The organism is Nocardia sp. NPDC058666, from assembly GCF_042714895.1.
Lineage (GTDB): Bacteria > Actinomycetota > Actinomycetes > Mycobacteriales > Mycobacteriaceae > Nocardia.
Genome location: NZ_JBHXRY010000009.1, coordinates 1 through 19,996 on the forward strand (window position 1 = coordinate 1; position 19,996 = coordinate 19,996).

Below are 19,996 nucleotides of genomic sequence, written 5' to 3' on the forward strand. Positions count from 1 at the left end.
ATGGTACTGCACTCGACAGGGTGTGGGAGAGTAGGACACTGCCGGAACATCATTGCGAAAGGCCCCCAACCATTGGTTGGGGGCCTTTTTGCGTTCCCGAACCATGTCGGCGACCCGCGGCTCGCGGTCCGAACCATCGATATTTCAGAAAACCCGCGTGCCCGAAGTGCTGGTGAGCGACGATGATCCCACGTCGCTTCGGGAGGTCACCATGGATTGGCTCTTCACACGTCTCGTACTGCCGGCCGCACTGATCGGTGCCGTCGTTGCCACCGCGGCACCCAGTGTCGCCGCCCCTGATCCGCTGATCGGCGTGGCCGACTCCATCGCCGGTATCGCCGGCATCGAACTGCCCGCTACCTACGGACCCGAGACCGCGATCGTGGTGCTGGGATACGGGTTGCTGCCCGATGGCACGATGCGCGCCGAACTGGGAAATCGCTTGCACGCGGCGCTGATTCAGGCCTACATGTCACCCGAGTCGCCGGTGATCGTGACCGGCGGCAACCCGCGCAACGGCATCACCGAGGCGCAGGTGATGGCCGACTGGCTCAATATCCGCGGCGTTGCCCGGCACCGGTTGCACGCGGAGACCGAAGCCGGTTCCACGGTGCAGAATGCCGAGTTCTCGGCGCGGATGATGGAAGCGCTCGGTGTGACCAAAGCGGTCCTGATCACCTCCGCCGACCATATGCGGCGTGCACTGGACAACTTCGTGGCGGCGGGCATCCCCGTGGTGGCCACCATGACCCCGGACGTCGCCCCTCTCTGGGCGCAGCCGTTCGGCACGGAGAAGTAGACACCGAGCCCTGGATCCTCGCGGCATTGTTAGTTATGTACATGAGCTGTGCTAACTGATCGCCGCGCTGATGTCGGTGCTGCCGTCTACTATGCGACTGGCGTTACTGCGGGGTTGCGCTGTCGAAGTGTGGTTGGCAGATAAGGGGATTCGAATGGACAGGCCTACGTGGGCACCCGAAGGCGTCGACATGCAGAAGCCGAGCCCGGCTCGGATGTATGACGCGCTGCTGGGTGGTTCGCACAACTTCGCGGTGGACCGGATGGCCGCGGAGATGGGCATCAAGCTCGTCCCCGACCTGCCGCGCCTTGCGCTGAGCAATCGCGCCTTCCTGCGCCGGGCGGTCCGGTTCATGCTCGATGCCGGGATCCGGCAGTTCCTCGACATCGGATCGGGCATTCCCACCGCGGGCAACGTGCACGAGATCGTCCACGAACTGGACCCCGAAGCGCGGGTCCTCTATGTCGACATCGACCCGGTCGCCGTCGTGCATTCGCGGACCATTCTGGCGGGCAACGACCGGGCTGGCGCGATCGAAGCCGACCTGCGCAAGTCCGACGACCTGCTGGCCGCGGTCCGCGAGACCGGGCTGATCGACTTCGACGAGCCGGTCGGACTGCTGCTCATCGCGGTGCTGCACCTGGTGGCCGACGACGAGGACCCGGTCGGCAAGGTGGCCGCCCTGCGTGAGGCCGTGGCACCCGGCAGTTTCATAGCCATTTCACATCTCACGTCAGAGCTTCGGCCCGAGGACGCCGGTAAACTGGGTGAGCAGTCGGCGACCGTGAACAAGATCGGCATCATCTTCCGGTCCAAAGACCAGATCGTCGAGTTGTTCCAGGGTTGGGATTCGGTCGAACCCGGCGTGGTCGAGCTGCCGTTGTGGCGGCCCGAGTCGCAGCGTGATCAACACGAGCAGCCGGGCCGTTCGTTGGGTCTGGGCGGGGTTGCGCGCAAGGTATGAGCCGCCCGACGGTGGCGGTGCGATAGACGATGGACAGGTGGAGCAGCAGTGGGGTCGTGGGAGTTGGCGGCGCGATGGGCTGATGCCCTCGACGGCGTCGTCGCCCCCACTCTCAATCGCACGCAGATCGAGGAGATGCTGGCCGCGCTGGGCAGCGGCTTGATCAACGCGGCGCGTGGCGGCGAGGATGGCGATTCCGCGCGCCGGGCGGCGCGGATGCTGGTCGCGGCCAACTATCGAGATCCCGCCGCGGTGAGTCGTTCGGTGCGGGTGATCTGCACCGACCTGGTCGACATCGCCACCGACGGCCCCGACGACCCCGCGCTGCCGCAGATCCGCGACCGCGCGATCGGCCTGGCCGCCGACTTCGCGGCCGGGTTCACCGCCGCCCTACGGGCCGCCGCACTGGCCGAGCAGGAAGCCACGCTGGCCGCGGTACTGGCCGCCGCCAGGGAAGCCGACCAGCGCCGGGCTCTGTCGGAAGCACGTTTCGAGGCGGTCTTCGACGGCGCCTCGGTCGGGATCGGCACGGTCGACATGACCGGTCAGGTGGTGAACTGCAACGCCACCCTGGCCCACATGATCGGCCAGACCCCGGAGACCATGCCCGGGCGCACCGTCGCCGACATCCTCGGCCCACAGAACCTGAACGACGCGTTCGACCAGTTACAGCGCATGGTCGCCGGCGAATCCGAGAGCTTCCGCACCGAGACCGAACACCTGCATACCGACGGTCGGGTCACCGCGATCGACCTGTCGATGTCGGCCGTTCGCGACGCGGACGGTGGCATCCAATTCCTGATCGGTGTCGCGGTCGATGTCACCGAACGCAAGCAGCTGGCCGACCGGTTGTGGCACGAAGCCAATCACGACGCGCTCACCGGCCTGCCGAATCGTCCGCACCTGTTCACCCGGTTGGGCAGTGCCCGGGCCCCGATCGGGATCTGCTATCTGGACCTGGACGGTTTCAAGGAGATCAACGATCTGTGGGGGCACATGATCGGGGATCGTGTACTGCGGGTGGTCGCCGACCGGATGGTGGCCGCGGTGCGTGGAGCCGATGCCATGGCCGCCCGTATCGGTGGTGACGAGTTCCTCGTACTGGTCGAAAACTGTTCGGGTGAAAAGCAATTGGCGCAACTGGCCGACGAGTTGATGGCCGCGCTGACCGAACCGCTGGAGGTCGACGGGCACATGCTCGCGGTCGGGGTGAGCATCGGCACCGCGTTCTTCGAGCAATTGCCCTGTTCCGTAGACGAATTGGTGCACGCCGCGGATACGGCGATGTACCGCAACAAGAATCACGCGCGCCGCGACCCGGCCCGGTAGCGGCCGGGCCGGCGTCGATCAGACCAGTTGCGCTTCGCGTGCGGCCGCGCGTGCCAGCGAGCGATCGCGTTGCTCCTCGAAGCGCAGCACGTCGCCGCGCAACCGCTCGAGGAACGCCGCCAGATCCTCGCGGGCCTGTTCGCCGCGCGGCCCGAAGTCGGTGCGCTCGAACACGTTCCACTTGCGCAGCACCGGCAGCAGTACCTCTTCCAGATGCTGGCGCAGGTCGTAGATGCCGTGCTTGGCCATCAGCACTCCGTTGCGTCGCCAGCCCGGCATCCCGGCGCCGGGCATCTGGAAGTTCTGCACGATGGTGTTGATCGCCTCCATGGTCTGGTCGGGGGCCAGGTCCAGCGAGGCGGCGCACAGGTTGCGGTAGAAGATCATGTGCAGGTTCTCGTCGGCGGCGATGCGGGCCAACATCTTGTCCGCGATCGGGTCGTCGCACACGCGACCGGTGTTGCGGTGACTGACCCGGGTGGCCAGCTCCTGGAAGGTCACATACGCCACCGAGAACAGGAATCCCGCGCCCGAGGCGGAGTTGATGTCGAAGCCAGGGGCCTTGTCATCGACCACGGCCATCGCCGAATAGCCGTTGGTCATGTGGATCATTCGCGCCTGTTCCAGCGCCACGGGGTCCACGCCACGGGTCACCACGAGGTAGTCGCGGAGCACGATGCCGTGCCGGTTCTCCTCGGCGGTCCAGCGGCCCACCCAGGTTCCCCATGCGCCGTCCTTGGAGAAGTTCTCGGCGATCTCGCGATGGTAGGAGGGCAGGTTGTCCTCGGTGAGCAGGTTGGTGACCATCGCCGCCTTGGCCAGCTCGCTCAACGCGGATTGCTCTGGGTCCCAATCGATTCCGCCCAGCGCGGCGAAGTTGCGGCCACGGTCCCACGGCACATAATCGTGGGGGTGCCAATCCTTGGCCATCGACAGATGTCGGTTGACATTGCCCGCGGCGATGGGTTCCAGCTCGATCAGTAGTTCCAGTTGGGTCAGGTTCCTGGCCACGCTCGTTCGCCCTTTCCGGTTAGTGAAAAGCTCCCAAGTTGCGTCGGTCCGGTAGTGTTGCCCGTCGTCACAATAGACCCGGCGCATCGCGCCTGGAAACGACACGGTGCTCTTACGCACTGTTCGAAGAATTTGGGCGCGTCGCGCCGAGTGCATATACGCTCCACCAGTTCAGCTCCATCAGCGGTTCCCGTTCAGTCGTGGCATAGCTAGAGAGAGTGAGCGAAAAATTATGACGGACATCGTGGTCACGAGCCTGGCGGCGACCACGTCGATCGCGGGCGACGTCGATTCGACCTGGAAGGGTCTGCTCAACGGCGAGAGCGGTATCGACGTCCTGGAAGATTCCTTCATCGACGATTTCGAACTCCCGGTGCGGATCGGCGGACACCTGGCGGTGTCGCCCACCCTGTCGCTCACCCGCGAAGAGGCGCGCAAGCTTTCGTATGTCGAGCAGATGGCCGTGGCGCTGGGCCGCGAGGTGTGGCGCAACGCGGGCAGCCCCGAGGTGGACCGCGACCGGCTCGGCGTCTCGATCGGCACGGGTCTCGGTGGCGCGGAATCGCTGATCTACGCGCGTGATCGGCTGCGCAACGGCGGTTATCGGAAGGTCTCGCCGTTGACCGTGCAGGCCATCATGCCCAACGGTCCCGCTGCCTGCGTCGGCATCGAATTGGGTGCGCGCGCCGGGGTTTCCACGCCGGTGTCGGCGTGCTCGTCGGGCTCGGAGGCGATCGCCAATGCCTGGCGGATGATCGTGATGGGCGATGCCGACATGGTGGTCACCGGCGGTGTCGAGGGGTCTATCCAAGCGGTGCCGATCGCGGCGTTCACCCAGATGCGGGCCATGAGCACGCGCAACCATGATCCCAAGGCGGCCTCGCGACCGTTCGACCGCGACCGCGACGGGTTCGTGTTCGGCGAGGCCGGCGCGATGATGGTGATCGAGACCGAGGAGCACGCCAAGGCGCGCGGCGCCACGATCCACGCGCGACTGCTGGGCGCCGGCGTCACCTCCGACGGATTCCACCTGGTGGCACCGGATCCCGAGGGCACCGGCGCCGCGCGGGCGATGACGCGGGCGATGCAGACCGGCGGGATCACCCGCACCGACGTGACCCACATCAACGCCCACGCCACCGCCACGCCCATCGGCGACACCGCCGAGGCCAATGCGATCGGCAAGGCGATCGGTTCGCACGCCTCGGTGTACGCGCCGAAATCGGCACTGGGACATTCGATCGGCGCGGTCGGTGCGCTGGAATCGGTACTGACCGTGCTCAGCGTGCGCGACAGCATCATTCCGCCCACCCTGAATTTGGACAATCAGGACCCCGCCATCGATTTGGACGTGGTGTCGGGTCAGGCACGGCGCGGGCGTATCGATTACGCGGTGAACAACTCCTTCGGATTCGGTGGTCACAACGTCGCCCTGACGTTCGGTCGGTACTGACGATTCGGCGTTGTTGGCGGCGGCCTCTGGTCATGGTGCGTTGAAAAGGATGGGGAATGATCGGCGAGACATTCGACGACTATGTAGACGAACTGGGGACAATTCGGATTCCCGGTGATCAGACCTTGATCGACTTCGTCGACAAGCACAGCGAGGCCAACGGGGACGATCTGGCCTACCGCTTCATCGACTATTCACGGGAACGCGAGGGCGAATACCAGGAACTGACCTGGCGCGAATTCGGCGTGCGGTTGCGCGCGGTGGCGGCGCGCTTGCAGCAGGTGACCCAGCCCGGCGACCGGGTGGCGGTGCTGGCGCCGCAGGGTCTGGACTATGTCGTCGCGCTGTTCGCGGCGGTGTACGCGGGCAATGTGGCGGTGCCGCTGTTCGATCCGGAGGAGCAGGGCCACAGCGACCGGCTGCACGCGGTGCTGGGCGACTGCGAGCCCGCCGCGGTGCTCACCGTCGGCAGCGCGGCCGCGGGCGTGCGCAACTTCTTCCGCGAACAGCCCGCCGCGCAACGGCCAAGAATCATTGCGGTGGAAGCGATTCCGGACGCGGTCGGGTCGCGGTGGCGCAGGCCCGACATCAACATCGACAGCGTGGCGTATCTGCAGTACACCTCCGGGTCCACCAGGGTTCCGGCCGGTGTGGAGATCACGCACCGCTCGGTGGGTACCAATCTGCTGCAGATGATCGACGCCATCGGGATCACCGAGAACGCGCGCGGGGTCACGTGGCTGCCGCTGTTCCACGACATGGGGCTGCTCACGGTGATCCTGCCGACCATCGGCGGCAAGTTCATCACCATCATGTCGCCCAGCGCGTTCGTGCGCAGGCCCTCGCGGTGGATCAAGGAGCTGGCCGCGCAGGCCGACGGCGCCGAAATCTATTCCGCGGCACCGAACTTCGCGTTCGAACACGCGGCGACGCGCGGGCTGCCCAAGGGCGACGAGAGTCTTGACCTGTCGAATGTGATCGGGCTGATCAACGGCAGCGAGCCGGTGTCGGTGGCCTCGATGCGCAAGTTCAACGAGGCGTTCGCGCCGTACGGGCTGTCCAAGACCGCGATCAAGCCCTGCTACGGGATGGCCGAGGCGACGCTGTTCGTGTCGGCGACCAAGCGCGACGACGAGGCTCGGGTGGTCTACGTCGATCGCGGGCAGCTCAACGAGGGCCGGATGGTGGAATGTGACGAGCACGCCGCGAACGCGGTGGCGCAGGTGTCGTGTGGGCATGTGGCGCGTTCGCAGTGGGCGGCGATCGTGGACCCGGACACCGGGATCGAGCGCCGTGACGGCGAGGTCGGCGAGATCTGGTTGCACGGTGACAATATGGGCATCGGGTACTGGGGACGGCCGGAGGAGACCGCGGAAACCTTCCACAATCGCGTGATCGCGCGTACGCAGGCGGGCAGTCGGGCGCAGGGTGCGCCCGATGACGCGAAGTGGATGCGGACCGGCGATTTCGGTGCCTATCACGATGGTGAACTGTTCATCACCGGTCGGGTGAAGGACCTGGTGATCGTGGATGGCCGCAACCACTATCCGCAGGATCTGGAATATTCGGCGCAGGAAGCCAGTACGGCGTTGCGGCCCGGTTTCATCGCGGCGTTCTCGGTGCGGGCGGGGGAGTTGCCTGCGGCGGTGCAGGCTGCGGGCAGTGCGTCCGATCCCGACGCGGAGCAGTTGGTGATCGTGGCCGAAAGAGGCACCGGCGCTGCGAAATTGGAGCCGGGGCCGATCACCGAGACGGTGCGGGCGGCGATCGCGCGCAGGCATGGGGTGATGGTGCGCGATCTGCTGCTGGTGCCGGCGGGGTCGATTCCGCGGACGTCGAGCGGGAAGATCGCGCGGCGGGCGTGCAAGGCGGCGTACCTGGACGGGACGTTGCGGGGCGGATACCGGCAGCAGGCGTATCCGGACGCTCCCGAAGAGTGAAAGACGGTCGGCCACTGGGTATTCCGGTGGCCGACCGGTTCAGTTGACGCAGGGGATGGTGTCGCCGAGCTCGGTGGAGATCGGTTGTCCGGCGTCGGGTAGTGGCATCGCGTCGGGCAGCGGCATGGTGTCCGATGTTGTTGTCGGCGGGGAAGTTGTCGCGCTCGGCTCGGCGGGTGGTGTTTCCTGGCCGAAGGCCGCGCGCACCTCACGTTTGATCGCGTCCGGGTCGACGATGTTCACGTCCTGTCCGTCGATCACGTCGTAGCGCACCACCGGCAGCGTGCGGAACTCCACCGGCACCGAACCGGCGGCGCCGAGGTCGCGGGCGAAGTCGAACAGATTCCAGCCCTGCGACAACACCACATCGCGATGCGCCACATCCATCAGCTCCGACAGCTGGTGCAGGTTGGTCAGCGTCCCGGAATCCCTGAGCGACTTGGCCACCGAGGTGAGAAAGGCCTGCTGGCGGTGGGTGCGGTCCAGGTCGCCGTTGAACAAGCCGTGACGTTGACGCACGAACGCCAGCGCTTGCGCACCGTCGAGATGCTGGTGGCCCGCGGGGAAGACCGCGCCGGAGAACTCGCTGTCGTCGACGGCATTGTTCAGGCACACGTCGACACCGCCGACCGCGGTGGCCAGGTCGTAGAAGCCGGCCAGGGAGATCTCGGCGAAGCGGTCGATCGGCACGCCGACCAGATTGCGCACCGTGGTCACGATGGACGCGCGCCCGGCCTCACGACCGCGACGCTCCAGGACCACCGGGTCCGTCTCGCCCCGCTCGATCAACATCGCCTGCACCGCAGCCTTTTTCAGCCCGTAGGCTTCTTTGATCTTGAGCTGGGTGTAGCCGGGGATACCGGTGACCGGGACGTAGTTGTCACGAGGGATCGAGAACGCGACCACCTTGCTCGCATCGGCCGGAATGTGCAGCAGGATCAGCGAATTCGCGTTGTAGCCGCCCTCGGTGCCGTCGCCCGCGTGCAACTGGTCCAGTATCTGTTGCGGTAAGTCGTTGCCGTTGAGGTCTTTTCGGGTATCGAGGCCGATCAGCAGGATGTTCACGGCGCCGCCGCGCGATCGTGGCGGGTCCTCGCCCAGCGCGGTGGAGTGGGTGAAGCCGGTGTCGATATCCTGCTTGGCCGACCAGGCCAGGCCGGTGCCCGCGAGCACGGCCAACGCGGTGCTGGCCACCAGAAGCCTGGCCGCGATCATCGCGACTCGGCGCGCACGGCCCGATTTGGTCGCGCGGTGGCTGGCGGCCACGCGCTTGCCCACCCGCTGTGGCCCGCGGCGCGGCGGCGGAAAGTCGTTGTGCGCGTTCACCGTAGCGCGCTACCCGCCTGCCACTGTGCCCACGGCACACCCCAATCACCGTTCTGCCACACCTCGAGCGGGGCGCCGCCGGTGTTGCGGATCTCGACGACGTCGCCGGGTTGGGAGAAGTTGTAGAACCAGCGGGCGTTCTCGCCGCTGAGGTTGAGGCAGCCGTGCGAGACATTGGTGTTGCCCTGCGCCCAGACGGTGTCGTCGAGTTGGTGCAGGTAGATGCCGTCGGTGCTGATCTTGGTCGCCCAGCCGATGGTTTCCTTGTAGCCCAGGCGCGAGTTCACCGGCAGGCCGTAGGTGGAGGAATCCATGATCACCGGATTGGCCTTCTCCATCACCGTGTAGATGCCCGGCTGGGTCCAGAAGGTGATGGTCTTGCCCGCGACGGTCTCGCTGCCGCCCCGGCCCAGCGAGGTGGGCATGGTCTTGATCAGGGTGCCGTTGTCGAAGACCTGCACCTGCTTGTCGTTGTCGTCGACGATCGACACGTGCGAGTCGCCGATGGTGAAGCTGGTCTTGGTGTCCTGCTGGCCGTAGAGGCCGCCGCCCAGGTCCTTGCCGTAGATGTCGGCGGCGAGGGTGACCTTGGTGCCCGAGGCGAAGTACTTCTCGGGGCGCCAGTGCGCGTTGCGGTTGTCGGTCCAGTACCAGGAGCCCACGACCGGCGGCTCGGTGGTGACGGCCAGGTGTTTTTCGGCGGTCGCGCGGTCGGGGACGTCTTCGTCGAAATGCGCGACCACGACCGTGCCGACACCGAAGGTGGTCGACGTCGACAGTGGGACGCCGCCGGTGGTGCGGAAGGACACCACGGTCTGATTGTTGGGTGCCAGGGTGGAGAACGAGGAGGTGATCGGGCCGACCGTGCCGGTGACGGTGACCGCCTCGGCGGTGATGGTGTACGTGCGGCCGTAGCCCAGCGGTTCAGAAGGTTTCCAGGCCGACTGGTCGGGGGTGAGCAGGCCCTCGACGGTGCCCCCGTCTTCGTTGGTCATGGTGACCGAGGTGAGTTGCCCGTCGCTGGTACTGACGCGGACCGGGCCCAGCGGGTCGATCTCGGTCGCACCGTCTTGTGGCGCGACCGAGATCGTCGGGACAGGTGGGGCCGCGGATTCGAAGTCGGGGTCGGTGGGTGTGCCACCACAACCCGCGACCAGCACGAGCAGCCCGGCGGCGAGCCAGGCTCGGAAACGTCGTCGCGACATGCGCCCTCCTGACCTGCGCGCGGGTCAGCTCTGGAGGCCGACCTCGACATCGAGCGAGAGGTTGATCTTGTCGCCGATCACGGCGCCGCCGTCGGCCATCGGCATCTCGGTGGTGAGGCCGAAATCGCGGCGGTTGATGGTGGCGGTCGCGCTGAAACCGGCGACGGGGGCGTCGGCCATGCCGGGGCCGGTGCCGAGGAATTCGACGTCGAGGGTGACCGGGTGGGTGTTGCCGCGAATGGAGAAATCGCCGGTGACCGAGAACTCGGTGCTCAGAGCCTTGAAACCGGTGGCTTTGAAGGTGGCGATCGGGTGGTTGGCGGAGTCGAAGAAGTCCGCGGTGGCCAGATGCCCGTCGCGTTGCGCGTTGTCGGTGGTGACCGAGGCGACGTTCATCTGGACATCGGCATCGGCGGTGCCGTCGGGATGGACCACGAGCGTGCCGGAGAAATCGGTGAAGCGGCCGCGCACCTTGCTCACCATCAGGTGGCGCACGGAGAACTGCAGCGTGGAATGGGCGGGGTCGATGACCCAGGTACCGACGGGCAGGCCTTTGGACGGTGCCGACATGATCTCTCCTCACTGGGCGATCCGGCCGATGCCGACCGGCGGGCGTGAAGCGATAACGCCAACCAGCCTAGCCCGCTCGATCACGTGCGGGCCGGTGCTGACAGTCGGTGCGTTCAGGTTGTTTCGCGATAATTCACCGCGACCAGTGCCAGGCAGCAGGCGGTGATCGCGGCGGTGACCAGGTACATCGCGGGGTAGCCGAAACCAGCACCGCTGTGCAGGGCGGACAGCAACGCGGGGACGCCGAAGCCGAGGTAGCTCACCGAGTAGAAGACCGCGGTCAGGCCGGCCAGGTCCTTGGGGCCCGCGATGCGTTCGATCTGCTGCAGGCCCGCGACCAGGCCGATGCCGTAGCCGCTGCCGAGGACCACCGCGGTCAGCAGCGTGACCCCGATGCTCAGGGTGGTCGCGGTCCACGCCGCCATGACCATGCCGGTGGTGAGCAACACCAGCGCGACCACCGCGGCGCGGGCGGTGCCGGGGCGGTCGATGCGGCGGGCCACGGATTGGATAGTGAAACCGCAGCCCAGCGTCACCATGGTGACCAGGGCGGAGAAGGCGATCGGGGCCTGTTGCACGCGCGGCAGTAGGAGGGTGGGTAGGACGGCGTAGGCGGTGGCGTTGGCGGTGAACAGCCACAGGGCGATCGGCACCGCCACGCGCAGGAATCGTCGATGTCCGGCGGCGGGGATCTTCAGGTCGTCGCGCAATCGGCCCGAATCAGCTTGCCGGGTCACTGTTTCCGGTGTTCTGAACACCCAGAACGCGGTCGCCAGACACAGCGTCGCGTTGACGAGATACGCGGTGGAATCGGGCAGCGGACCCCACTGGGCCAGGGTGCCCGCAACGCCCGCGCCCAGCGCGAAACCGGCGGTGAGGCTCATCGCGGAGCGGCGAGCGCCCTTGCCCGCGACTGCTTCGGCGAACGGCGGTTGCGACAGTTCCTTGAGCCAACTCCCGCCGACCGCCATCGCCAATCCGAGCGCGACACCGCTGAGCAAGCGACCCGCGGCCAGCATCGGCACCGAGTCGGCGCCCGCCGCCAGCAGCAGCGAACCGGCCGCGGCGATCAGCGGGGCGGGCAACATCAGGGGGCGGCGGCCGAAGCGGTCGGAGAGCGGGCCACCGATGAGTAGCGCGGGCACGATGCCGAAGACGTAGTAGAACAGCAGCAGGTCGACCGCGGTCAGCGGCAGGCCGTTGAGTTTGTACATCACCAGCAGCGGAGTGAACTCGTTGCCGCCCCACGCGATCGCGACCATCGCCGCGCAGACGCCCAGCCACGCGCGAGTCGCGGTGACAGCGCCGGGCCGTTCGGTGGTGAGAATCGCCATCACAGGCCCTTTCCGTCGTGCGCACCGGAAGATCGGCGGGGGTCGATACCCCGCCACCGCGCACAGGGCGAATGGTGGCAACCGGTCTCATTTTAGGTGCGGGCGGTGGCTGTATTACGGTCGGGCTGTGCGTGAGCTGCGGGTTGGGTGTGCGATGTGGACGCACCCGCAGTGGCCCGCGCCCCGGGAACGGTTGCGGGCCTATGCCGGGCACTGTGGGGCGGTCGAGGGCAACACGACCTTTTACGCGACACCGTCCGCGTCGACCGTGCAGTCGTGGGTCGCGCAGACCGCGCCCGATTTCCGGTTCGTGCTCAAGCCGCCGCGTTCGGTGACCCACGAGCGTCGGCTGGTCGACGCCGAGGGTGAGCTCGGGGCTTTTCTCGACGTGATGGCACCGCTCGGGTCGCGGGTGCACGCGCTGTGGATCCAGTTGCCCGCTTCGTTCGGGCCCAATGATCTGGGTGCGCTGGCCCGGTTCCAGCGGGCGCTGCCCGATGGGTTGCGTTGTGCGGTGGAGGTTCGGCATCCAGCCTTTTTCGACGACGAGCGAGCCGCGGTCCAGTTGGAACGGGTGCTCGGGCGGATCGACGCGGAGTGGGTGCCTTTCGATACGACCGTCCTGTTCGACGGGCCGCCCGGTGATCCGTCGGAGTACGAGCCACGGGCGAAGAAGCCTCGGGTGGCGCGGCGGATGCGGGCGTTGACCGAGTACCCGATCGTGCGCTATCACGGCCGCGCCGACACCGAACGCACCGTGGCGGGCTGGGCGCCATGGGTCGACACCGTCGCCGGCTGGCTGCGGGAGGGTCGCTCGCCGACGGTGTTCGTGCACACTCCCGACAACGCCGCCGCCCGAGAGCTGGCCCGCCGCTTTCACGATGAGGTCCGCGCGGTCGTCCCGGATCTGCCCGCGCAGCCGACTCCCGCACCGGACGAACCGATGACGTTGTTCTGAGGCGGTTCGTCCGATTCGGGGTTTATGCCGAGAGTCGGTGTTACGCGCAGGTTTCCGGCTGGTCGGGAGGTGGACAACGTGAGGTGACCTGCGTTGATTTCGCGCCCACTTGTCGTACCCCCGTGTCATGCTGTGCGCCACCACTGGGGAGTGGGAGGGCGGCCGAAGGGGACGGGCTTATGTCTACGGAGGAATTGGTGTTGTCGCCTGCACCGCATTGCGAGCCGCAGTTGGAGAACGGGGCCATCGTGTCGCGATCCGGGTCGACGAATGTTGCTGCGCCACATCGTGTTACTGGATCGGCTCGACGACGAGCGCCGGGTGGTACACCGGCCAGTATCCGCAGGGCTGTGCGTGCGTCATGCCCGCAAGCCCTGCCTCCCACGGTCGAATCAGCTTCGGGGGCAAAACGATTCACCGAGCAGGTCCTGCGCCTGCTGCTCGAGGTGGTCGACCGACGGAGATCGCCGGGCCACCTGCGCGCCTTCGTCGACGCACGCGCCCTGGCCGCCATCAACACCATGCTCACCCAAGACCTGGTCCCCGGACGAAACCTGGGCAGCGCCACGCTGTCTCGCGTGAAACTCACGCCCACCGACGACGGCGCAGCAGAGGTCTTCGCGTCCTATCAACGCGGCCCGCGCACGCTGGCCATCGCGGGCCGCGTCGAATCCACCAAGGACGGTTGGCGTTTGGTGGCAGTGCGCATGTTCTGAGATCAGTGCACAGTCGTGACGCCCGAGAAATCATGGCGTGCACCGTGATTTCGGTCCGTGAGGCTGCCCAGAGCGTGATCGGGGTGCAGGCCGAAGTACTGCTTGCGGGTTCTGCTGGTCCAGGCCAGCGCTGCCGCGGCGGCGATGCGGTGGAAGTGGACGGTGTAGCCGCGCTCGTAGACGCGCAGTAACGCGTAGCCGCCGGGGTATTCCTTCACCGCGGCTACCTCCAGGTATTCGACAGAATCGGGACGGGAGCGGCGATTTCGGTGAGTGTGACCGCTGTGATGAAGGAAGACGCCGGGTGCCGTTCGGTAGCACGCCTGCAGGGCGGCCGCGCTCGCGCGATCGAGGACGAAACCGGGGCCACCCGGATTGCTCAGCGCCGCATGGCGACTCGCGGGGTGATGGCCGAAGACCAGGGTCGGCATGTCCGAGTCGGCGGCCAATATTGCGCGCAGGTGGGCGATTTGGTCGGCGCTGATCGTGCCACCGGCACCTCGTCGACGGGTGGTGTCCAGACCGATCAAACGTAAGCCGCCCAGTTCATGGCAACTCAGCCGGCCGACCGGCCCGAACACCGCACCCCAGTGGTCACCCGACTCGCGTGGCGCGTCGTGATTGCCGCGGCAGACGAAGTAGTCGCGACCTCGCACACCCCACTCGTCGAGGCGAGCACCCACACCGGCGCACTGTTCAGCACTCCCGCAATCGGTGAGATCGCCCGCGATGACCAGGTGATCGGCCGCGCGCTCGGGACGACGGACATCGTGGAGCAGTGCCTCGGTCATGACCTGCGGGTAATGACCGTCGTCGTGGCGTAGACCAGGTGGCAGTCCGGCCAGGATCAGACCGCTGCGTTCCTCACCCCAGTGCGTGTCGTTGGCGAGCGCGATCGTGCGCAGCAGCCGTCCCGGCGGTGGCGGTGCGGTCGTGAACACGCCCGTGACCTCGGGAGTTTCGGGGCGACGGGTCACCCACGTGCGTCCTGGCACCGCGGTTTCACCGTCGGAACAGGCGGTGAACCGATAGCGGCGACCCGGCTCGAGGCCGCGCAGCTCGGCGTAGTGATGCGCGGTGCGGCGGGCATCGAAGTAGCGGGTCACCGGCGGGGCCGCACTGTCGGCCGGTGCGAGTCGAACCTCGGTGTCCGACGCCGCCGGGTGCCACCGTCCTGCGCGATCACGTCGATGGGTGGACCAGGTGAGGATCGCCGTGTCGTGGGTGACCGTCACGACCTCGAGATCGGTGACGACCAGCCGATCGCGCACGCCCGTCCACGAGAACGGCCTGGCCATCGGTGCCCGCACTGTCGCCGCGGCGGCACCCGATGCCGCGTTGACCAGCCAGGTGGTGTGCAGTCGCGGATCGAGCATGTCGGGCTCCGTTCGCCGTCTACCGGTGACGGTACGGCGGCGGACTGAACGCGCGTGGACGGCGATGTGGCCGGAAACCGCCGAGGTGGCGACCGGGCAGTGATGCGACCCGTCGCCGGGAAACCGACTACTCCGAATGCGGCAGGTTCCGGCTCGGTTGGGGGCCATCGCTTTCCGGGGTGTCGCCGTCGAGCCCGTCGGGGAGACGGCGCGCGCCGCTGGCGACTTCACCGATGAGATCGGCGTAGCCGCAAGCTAATTCGTGCAGGCGTTGTTGGGCGGCGTGCAGGTCGGCTTCGGCACCGCAGGCCAGGGCACGGTAGGTCAGGGCGGCGAAATGGGCCATGCGATCCACGACGGCGCCGATGCTTTCGGTGTGGATCGGCGCCGAGATGGCGGGAGTGGGGGAGCGCAGAACCACCCAGCGGTCGATTTCGCACACCAAACGCGCACGCGCCCAATCGATGTCGCTGGTGTCACCGGGGAGCTGCTGTTCGCGGCGTTCGTGCAGGGTGGCGAGTTCGTGCGCGGCGCACAGCACGGGGTCGGCATCGCCTGCCACCCCGCAGACCGCCTGCATCATCTGCGCACGGTCCGGCAGTACCGGTTCCTGTTCGGGTCGTCCCGTCGAACCGTCGCCGTCCGTGTCCACTGTCGCCGCACCATCCCCTGCTCGTTGTCCAACTTCTTCCGAAGGACATTCGGCTCGGTCGTGGCGCCGGATAGGTCACGAAATGGCCTCTCAACAGCGAAAACCGGCCGCGAACAGGTGTTCGCGGCCGGTGCGGATCGTCGAATCCGAAGCGGTACTACAGGCTTCGGGCGATGATCTCCTTCATGATCTCGTTGGTGCCCGCGTAGATCAGCTGCACGCGGTTGTCGACCCACATGCGCGCGATCGGGTACTCGTTCATGTAGCCGTAGCCACCGAACAGCTGCAGACAGGTGTCGGCGATCTGCATGGCCTTGTCGGTGGTCCACCACTTCGCCATGGCCACGGTGGGGATGTCGAGTTCGCCGCGGATGTGCTTCTCGACGCAGTCGTCGATGAACACGCGCGCGATGCGGGCCTCGGTGGCGACCTCGGCCAGCTTGAACTTGGTGTTCTGGAAACTGAACACCGTGCGACCGAACGCCTCGCGCTCCTTGGTGTAGCGCAGGGTGTGATCCAGCGCCACCTCCATGCCCGCGACCGCGCCCATCGACACGATCAGGCGTTCCTGGGGCAGCTGCTGCATCAGCTGGATGAAGCCCTGGCCCTCCTGGTCGCCGAGCAGGTTGGTCACCGGGACGCGCACGTCCTCGAAGAACAGCTCGGAGGTGTCCTGGCCCTTCTGACCGATCTTGTCCAGCACGCGGCCGCGACGGAAACCTTCGCGGTCGGCCTCGACCAGCACCAGCGAGACGCCCGACGCACCCTGGGTGGGGTCGGTCTTGGCGACCAGGATGATCAGGTCGGCCTGCGCGCCGTTGGTGATGAAGGTCTTGGAGCCGTTGATGACGTACTCGTCGCCGTCGCGGATCGCCTTGGCCTTCACGGCCTGCAGGTCGGAACCGGTGCCGGGCTCGGTCATCGCGATCGCGCCCACGACCTCGCCGCTGGCCATCTTCGGCAGCCAGTGCTTCTTCTGCTCTTCGGTGCCGTAGGCGAGCACGTAGTGGGCCACGATGCCGTTGTGCAGGCTGATGCCCCACGAGGTGTCGACCGCGCGGGCCTGCTCCTCCATGAGCACGGCCTCGTGCGCGAAGGTGCCGCCACCGCCGCCGTACTCCTCCGGGATGGAGATGCACAGCAGGCCGACCTCGCCCGCCTTGTTCCACAGGTCACGGTCGACGTGGTGCTGTTCGCGGTACTTGTCGATATTGGGGACGAGTTCCTTGGCCATGAACGCACGAGTCATGTCACGCAGGGCGTCCAGGTCCTCGTTCATCCAGCTGGACCGATTGGCGGCCATGCAGTCTCCTAGTTCGGCTCGGCACAGCACCGGTCCAGGCGTGACCGGTGGTTACGGTCACCAGTGTGCAGCAGTATTGGCGCGGTGACAATAGTGGCGGCGAATCAGCCTCTCACCAGCGGATCATCGGCAGCGGTGACAGCGGATGGATCAGTGCGCGCCGGATCGTGAGCTCCACCAGCTTGTAGTGGAAGCCGCTGTCGGGGTAGCGCCGCGTCAGGTTCGAGTAGGCCGAATACGGCAGGCCGAAGCGGATCGCACCCAGGGACACGTCGATCAGATCGGCGCGCCGGAACAGTTCGACGGGATCAGTGGGTTTGCCGGCCGGGCGGATGCGGTGGTGGTCGTGGATCATCGAGCCGACGACCTCGGTGAGATCCTCGCGACGCTGCGCGATCAGCCAGTCGCACGACAGCGCGCACGACGGTTCGAGATAGTCGAAAGTGCCTGCGGCCCAGATGCCGAGATCGTGGAAGACCGCCGCGGTGCGGAACTCCTCGCGAGTGCTCGGCGGTGCACCGGGCTCGCCGCTGTGGGCGAACAGCAGGTCGGTCAGGCGCAGCACTCGCAGCACGTGATGGAAGTAGGCCTTGCGGTCGTCGCCCAAGCGCGCGGTCCACGGCTCGAGTCGGTGCGCGATCGTCTGATCGAGTTCGCTTGTGTGCTGGGTCAATTCGTCACTCCGCCATCGATCTCACGGGCGTGCGCGAACCCCCCGGCACCCCCGGACCCAACCCTAGGTGCCGCCGGTTGCCGCCGCCCGGCGAACCGACGATTCCCGCGCAGGATCGACGCCTGCGGCGGCGGGCGATTATCTTCGCCTATCCGCGCTCTGACCGAAAATGTTGCGCGTGTCGCGCGCGGCGCGCCGTATGCGAGGCGCTGTGGGGGAGCATCGGTTTCACACTCGAGGGTATATCGACTAAGAATGGTCCGTGCCGTTCACACGTGTGGTCACCTGCCTGCCTTTGCGCGCCCTCGGCGGTGGTCTGGCATGACGATCGAGTCAGGTCCCGCCACCGACGACGTCAGCCAGCTCGCCCTGCGAGTCGAACGTGCCCGGGGGCGTCTGGCCTACCAATTCGATCCCGCGCTGACCGACGCCCTGTCGGAGTCCGAGCTCGCCGCCGAACGTGAACTCGCCGAACGCATCCGCGAACAGGATCGCGAACAGCGCTGGAAGCACACCCAGGCGATGGCGTCCGCGTCGGACCGCAGCCGTCAGACCACCGAAGCGATCGAGAAGGCCGACATGCGAGATCTGCTGCTCGCCAGAAAGGCGATGGCCGCCCAACGGCGCGAATCCAGCCCGCACGCCAGGCTGGCCTCGCTGTACCGGCACCGGTCGTGGTCGCTGAAGGCGCTGGCGGGCGTGGTCGGCGCTGGCATGCTGTGGTCGGCGGTGAACGTGCAGCAGAACATCGCGCCCGGTGGGCCCAGCGATCCGCTGTTCTGGTTCAGCTACCTGCTCGAGGCGATGATCAGCGTGTGTCTGATCATCATCATGGTCGGCACGAACAAGGTCGCCGAGTGGGGCGTGATCGACAACCGTCGGCAGGTCGCGCTCGCCGAACTCGCGCTGCTCGGACTCACCGTCACCCTGAACACGTATCCCTATGTGCGCGACGGGCGTTGGTACGACGTCGCGGTGCACGCGGTCGCGCCGGTGATGATCGGCGTGGCGCTGCTGATCCATGACGCGGTCAGTGCCCGTTACGGCCTGGCGATCACCCGCGCGACCAGCCAGGTCAGGGACCTGCCCGACCCGGCCGACACCATCCTGGCCCGCCAGACCACCGAGGGTATCCGCCTCACGTACACCCCGCCGATGACCGGCATGGCTCGCGCCGAGGCGCCTGCTGCCCTCGAACCCGCTGCTCCCGTTACCCGCGAACCTGCCTGGACGCCTACGGAACCGGTCGCGGCCACCCGTCCCGCGGAGAAGCGCAAGCGTTTCGGCATCGGCAAGCCCGCCGCTACGGACAAGGCCACCAAGCGGGTTCCGGCCGCTCCGGTGGTCGCGCCCGAACCGCCCAAGGCACCGGTGGAGCCCGAGGCGGTCAAGCCCGCCGAGGTGGTCCCCGCAGCCCGCAAGACCGCCATCTCCGATATCGAAGCCCGCGTCGAAAAGGCTTTCGCGGAAGCCAATTTCGGGTATGAGGCGATCGAGCCGACCAGCATCTACGACACCGGGCAATTCCGGATCGCGGAAAGTCTGGAGCAGGAACTCAACGATATGCGTGAGGCTCGGCGTCAGGCGCGCAAGGAGCGCACGGGTTAATTAGTCATTCGATCGCGAAGAATGACTTATCGCTGCTCATGTCCATGAGTTCCTCGACTATGACAGCACCTCCGTCGATTTGGTCGGCGGGTACTGCGAAGCACACGTTTCCTTCGCCGCCCGCGTCCGGATAGAGCTCGTTCACTTCGCTGAGGGGATTCGGGATCACACCGCAGGAGTCGTCCGAGTCGTAGGTGGTGTAGGTATTTCCTTTCGAACCGTAGAACTTGTAGGTGAGATCGAACCCCGGCGAACCGGTCTCTTCGCCGACGTATTTCGTGGTCGTACGTACGAGCACGAACTGTCGGCCAGCTGGCGGTGGATCGTTGAACTGATTTTCGGCGAGCACGTCAGCGGTCGCGTTCGAGTCGACCGTAACGACGCTGACCTGCCAATCCTCGCCCACATCAAAGGTCTCACCGAGCGGAACCGGCTTCTCCCGAGTCCCGAGATCCTCACTGTCCTGCATCAGCACAACACTGTGCTCCTGCGCCGCGGGCACCTGCCCGAGCGTGGAATATGCCACCGGCAGCACAAGCGCGCCCCCGATAGCGGCTGCGGTGATCAAACGATTCTTCATCATGATTACTTCTCCCCAACGCGCACAACTCGTGCGACATAGTTCGAAAGTCCGACCGCGCCCCGCAGCGATCCGTCGGTGACCATGCCTGAACAACCGGACATCCGTCCGGCGCCGGAACAGCCCTGTCGTGGCAATTGACCACGGCGAAGCGCTTGCACCGCAACGCAATTACCACCGCGGCACAACACGCCCGTTC

18 protein-coding genes are annotated in these 19,996 nt (G+C 66.8%); 8 read left to right on the forward strand and 10 right to left on the reverse strand.

Annotated features, from left to right (window positions below):
- Window positions 1–211 precede the first annotated feature (211 nt).
- The 3 genes from ACFWVD_RS19810 to ACFWVD_RS19820 all read left to right on the forward strand — a co-directional run bounded on the left by ACFWVD_RS19810 (window position 212) and on the right by ACFWVD_RS19820 (window position 3,092).
- Window positions 212–799: a YdcF family protein gene (locus ACFWVD_RS19810; protein ID WP_379244781.1), complete on the forward strand. Its 588-nt coding sequence runs from the start codon at window positions 212–214 to the stop codon at window positions 797–799.
- Between the two features lie 154 nt (window positions 800–953).
- Window positions 954–1,763 carry an SAM-dependent methyltransferase gene (locus ACFWVD_RS19815; RefSeq protein ID WP_379244783.1) on the forward strand — a complete coding sequence of 270 codons (810 nt, stop codon included), beginning with the start codon at window positions 954–956 and terminating at the stop codon, window positions 1,761–1,763.
- Between the two features lie 48 nt (window positions 1,764–1,811).
- Window positions 1,812–3,092 carry a diguanylate cyclase domain-containing protein gene (locus ACFWVD_RS19820; protein WP_379244785.1) on the forward strand — a complete coding sequence of 427 codons (1,281 nt, stop codon included), beginning with the start codon at window positions 1,812–1,814 and terminating at the stop codon, window positions 3,090–3,092.
- Between the two features lie 18 nt (window positions 3,093–3,110).
- Here the strand turns inward: ACFWVD_RS19820 and ACFWVD_RS19825 are convergent, their stop codons facing one another.
- Entirely contained in the window at window positions 3,111–4,103 is a 993-nt protein-coding gene (locus ACFWVD_RS19825; RefSeq protein WP_379244787.1) for an acyl-ACP desaturase, read from the reverse strand.
- A 205-nt stretch (window positions 4,104–4,308) separates the two neighbouring features.
- On the opposite strand from ACFWVD_RS19825, the gene ACFWVD_RS19830 reads away from it, so the two are divergent.
- Window positions 4,309–5,556, forward strand: coding sequence for a KasA/KasB family beta-ketoacyl-ACP synthase (locus ACFWVD_RS19830; protein ID WP_379245128.1), 1,248 nt, complete (start codon window positions 4,309–4,311; stop codon window positions 5,554–5,556).
- Window positions 5,557–5,612: 56 nt separating this feature from the next.
- Window positions 5,613–7,496: a long-chain-fatty-acid--AMP ligase FadD32 gene (fadD32, locus tag ACFWVD_RS19835; RefSeq protein ID WP_379244789.1), complete on the forward strand. Its 1,884-nt coding sequence runs from the start codon at window positions 5,613–5,615 to the stop codon at window positions 7,494–7,496.
- A gap of 39 nt (window positions 7,497–7,535) precedes the next feature.
- Here the strand turns inward: fadD32 and ACFWVD_RS19840 are convergent, their stop codons facing one another.
- The 4 genes from ACFWVD_RS19840 to ACFWVD_RS19855 all read right to left on the reverse strand — a co-directional run bounded on the left by ACFWVD_RS19840 (window position 7,536) and on the right by ACFWVD_RS19855 (window position 11,931).
- On the reverse strand, window positions 7,536–8,822 hold the full coding sequence (locus ACFWVD_RS19840) for an LCP family protein (protein ID WP_379244791.1): 1,287 nt from the start codon (window positions 8,820–8,822) through the stop codon (window positions 7,536–7,538).
- The gene (locus tag ACFWVD_RS19845) at window positions 8,819–10,027 is read right to left on the reverse strand and encodes an Ig-like domain-containing protein (RefSeq protein ID WP_379244793.1); all 1,209 of its coding nucleotides are present in this window, start codon (window positions 10,025–10,027) and stop codon (window positions 8,819–8,821) included. The genes ACFWVD_RS19840 and ACFWVD_RS19845 overlap by 4 nt, the downstream gene beginning before the upstream one ends.
- 24 nt (window positions 10,028–10,051) lie before the next feature.
- Entirely contained in the window at window positions 10,052–10,597 is a 546-nt protein-coding gene (locus ACFWVD_RS19850) for a YceI family protein (protein WP_379244795.1), read from the reverse strand.
- A gap of 113 nt (window positions 10,598–10,710) precedes the next feature.
- Window positions 10,711–11,931, reverse strand: coding sequence for an MFS transporter (locus ACFWVD_RS19855; protein ID WP_379244797.1), 1,221 nt, complete (start codon window positions 11,929–11,931; stop codon window positions 10,711–10,713).
- Window positions 11,932–12,058: 127 nt separating this feature from the next.
- Between ACFWVD_RS19855 and ACFWVD_RS19860 the strand changes: the two genes are divergently transcribed.
- Window positions 12,059–12,889 carry a DUF72 domain-containing protein gene (locus ACFWVD_RS19860; protein ID WP_379244799.1) on the forward strand — a complete coding sequence of 277 codons (831 nt, stop codon included), beginning with the start codon at window positions 12,059–12,061 and terminating at the stop codon, window positions 12,887–12,889.
- Between the two features lie 350 nt (window positions 12,890–13,239).
- Window positions 13,240–13,605, forward strand: a complete 366-nt coding sequence (locus ACFWVD_RS19865) for an Rv3235 family protein (protein WP_379244801.1) — start codon at window positions 13,240–13,242, stop codon at window positions 13,603–13,605.
- A gap of 2 nt (window positions 13,606–13,607) precedes the next feature.
- Here ACFWVD_RS19865 and ACFWVD_RS19870 read toward each other — a convergent pair whose 3' ends face one another.
- The 4 genes from ACFWVD_RS19870 to ACFWVD_RS19885 all read right to left on the reverse strand — a co-directional run bounded on the left by ACFWVD_RS19870 (window position 13,608) and on the right by ACFWVD_RS19885 (window position 17,609).
- A complete protein-coding gene (locus ACFWVD_RS19870; RefSeq protein WP_379244803.1) occupies window positions 13,608–14,981 on the reverse strand; it encodes a metallophosphoesterase in 1,374 nt (457 codons plus the stop codon).
- Between the two features lie 127 nt (window positions 14,982–15,108).
- Window positions 15,109–15,633 carry a DUF4254 domain-containing protein gene (locus ACFWVD_RS19875; protein WP_379244805.1) on the reverse strand — a complete coding sequence of 175 codons (525 nt, stop codon included), beginning with the start codon at window positions 15,631–15,633 and terminating at the stop codon, window positions 15,109–15,111.
- Between the two features lie 157 nt (window positions 15,634–15,790).
- Complete coding sequence (locus ACFWVD_RS19880; RefSeq protein WP_379244807.1) at window positions 15,791–16,936, reverse strand: acyl-CoA dehydrogenase family protein; 1,146 nt, start codon at window positions 16,934–16,936, stop codon at window positions 15,791–15,793.
- A 112-nt stretch (window positions 16,937–17,048) separates the two neighbouring features.
- Entirely contained in the window at window positions 17,049–17,609 is a 561-nt protein-coding gene (locus tag ACFWVD_RS19885) for a hypothetical protein (RefSeq protein WP_379244809.1), read from the reverse strand.
- Window positions 17,610–17,930: 321 nt separating this feature from the next.
- On the opposite strand from ACFWVD_RS19885, the gene ACFWVD_RS19890 reads away from it, so the two are divergent.
- Window positions 17,931–19,217, forward strand: a complete 1,287-nt coding sequence (locus ACFWVD_RS19890) for a hypothetical protein (protein WP_379244811.1) — start codon at window positions 17,931–17,933, stop codon at window positions 19,215–19,217.
- A 4-nt stretch (window positions 19,218–19,221) separates the two neighbouring features.
- Here ACFWVD_RS19890 and ACFWVD_RS19895 read toward each other — a convergent pair whose 3' ends face one another.
- Complete coding sequence (locus ACFWVD_RS19895) at window positions 19,222–19,800, reverse strand: hypothetical protein (RefSeq protein ID WP_379244813.1); 579 nt, start codon at window positions 19,798–19,800, stop codon at window positions 19,222–19,224.
- Window positions 19,801–19,996 lie beyond the last annotated feature (196 nt).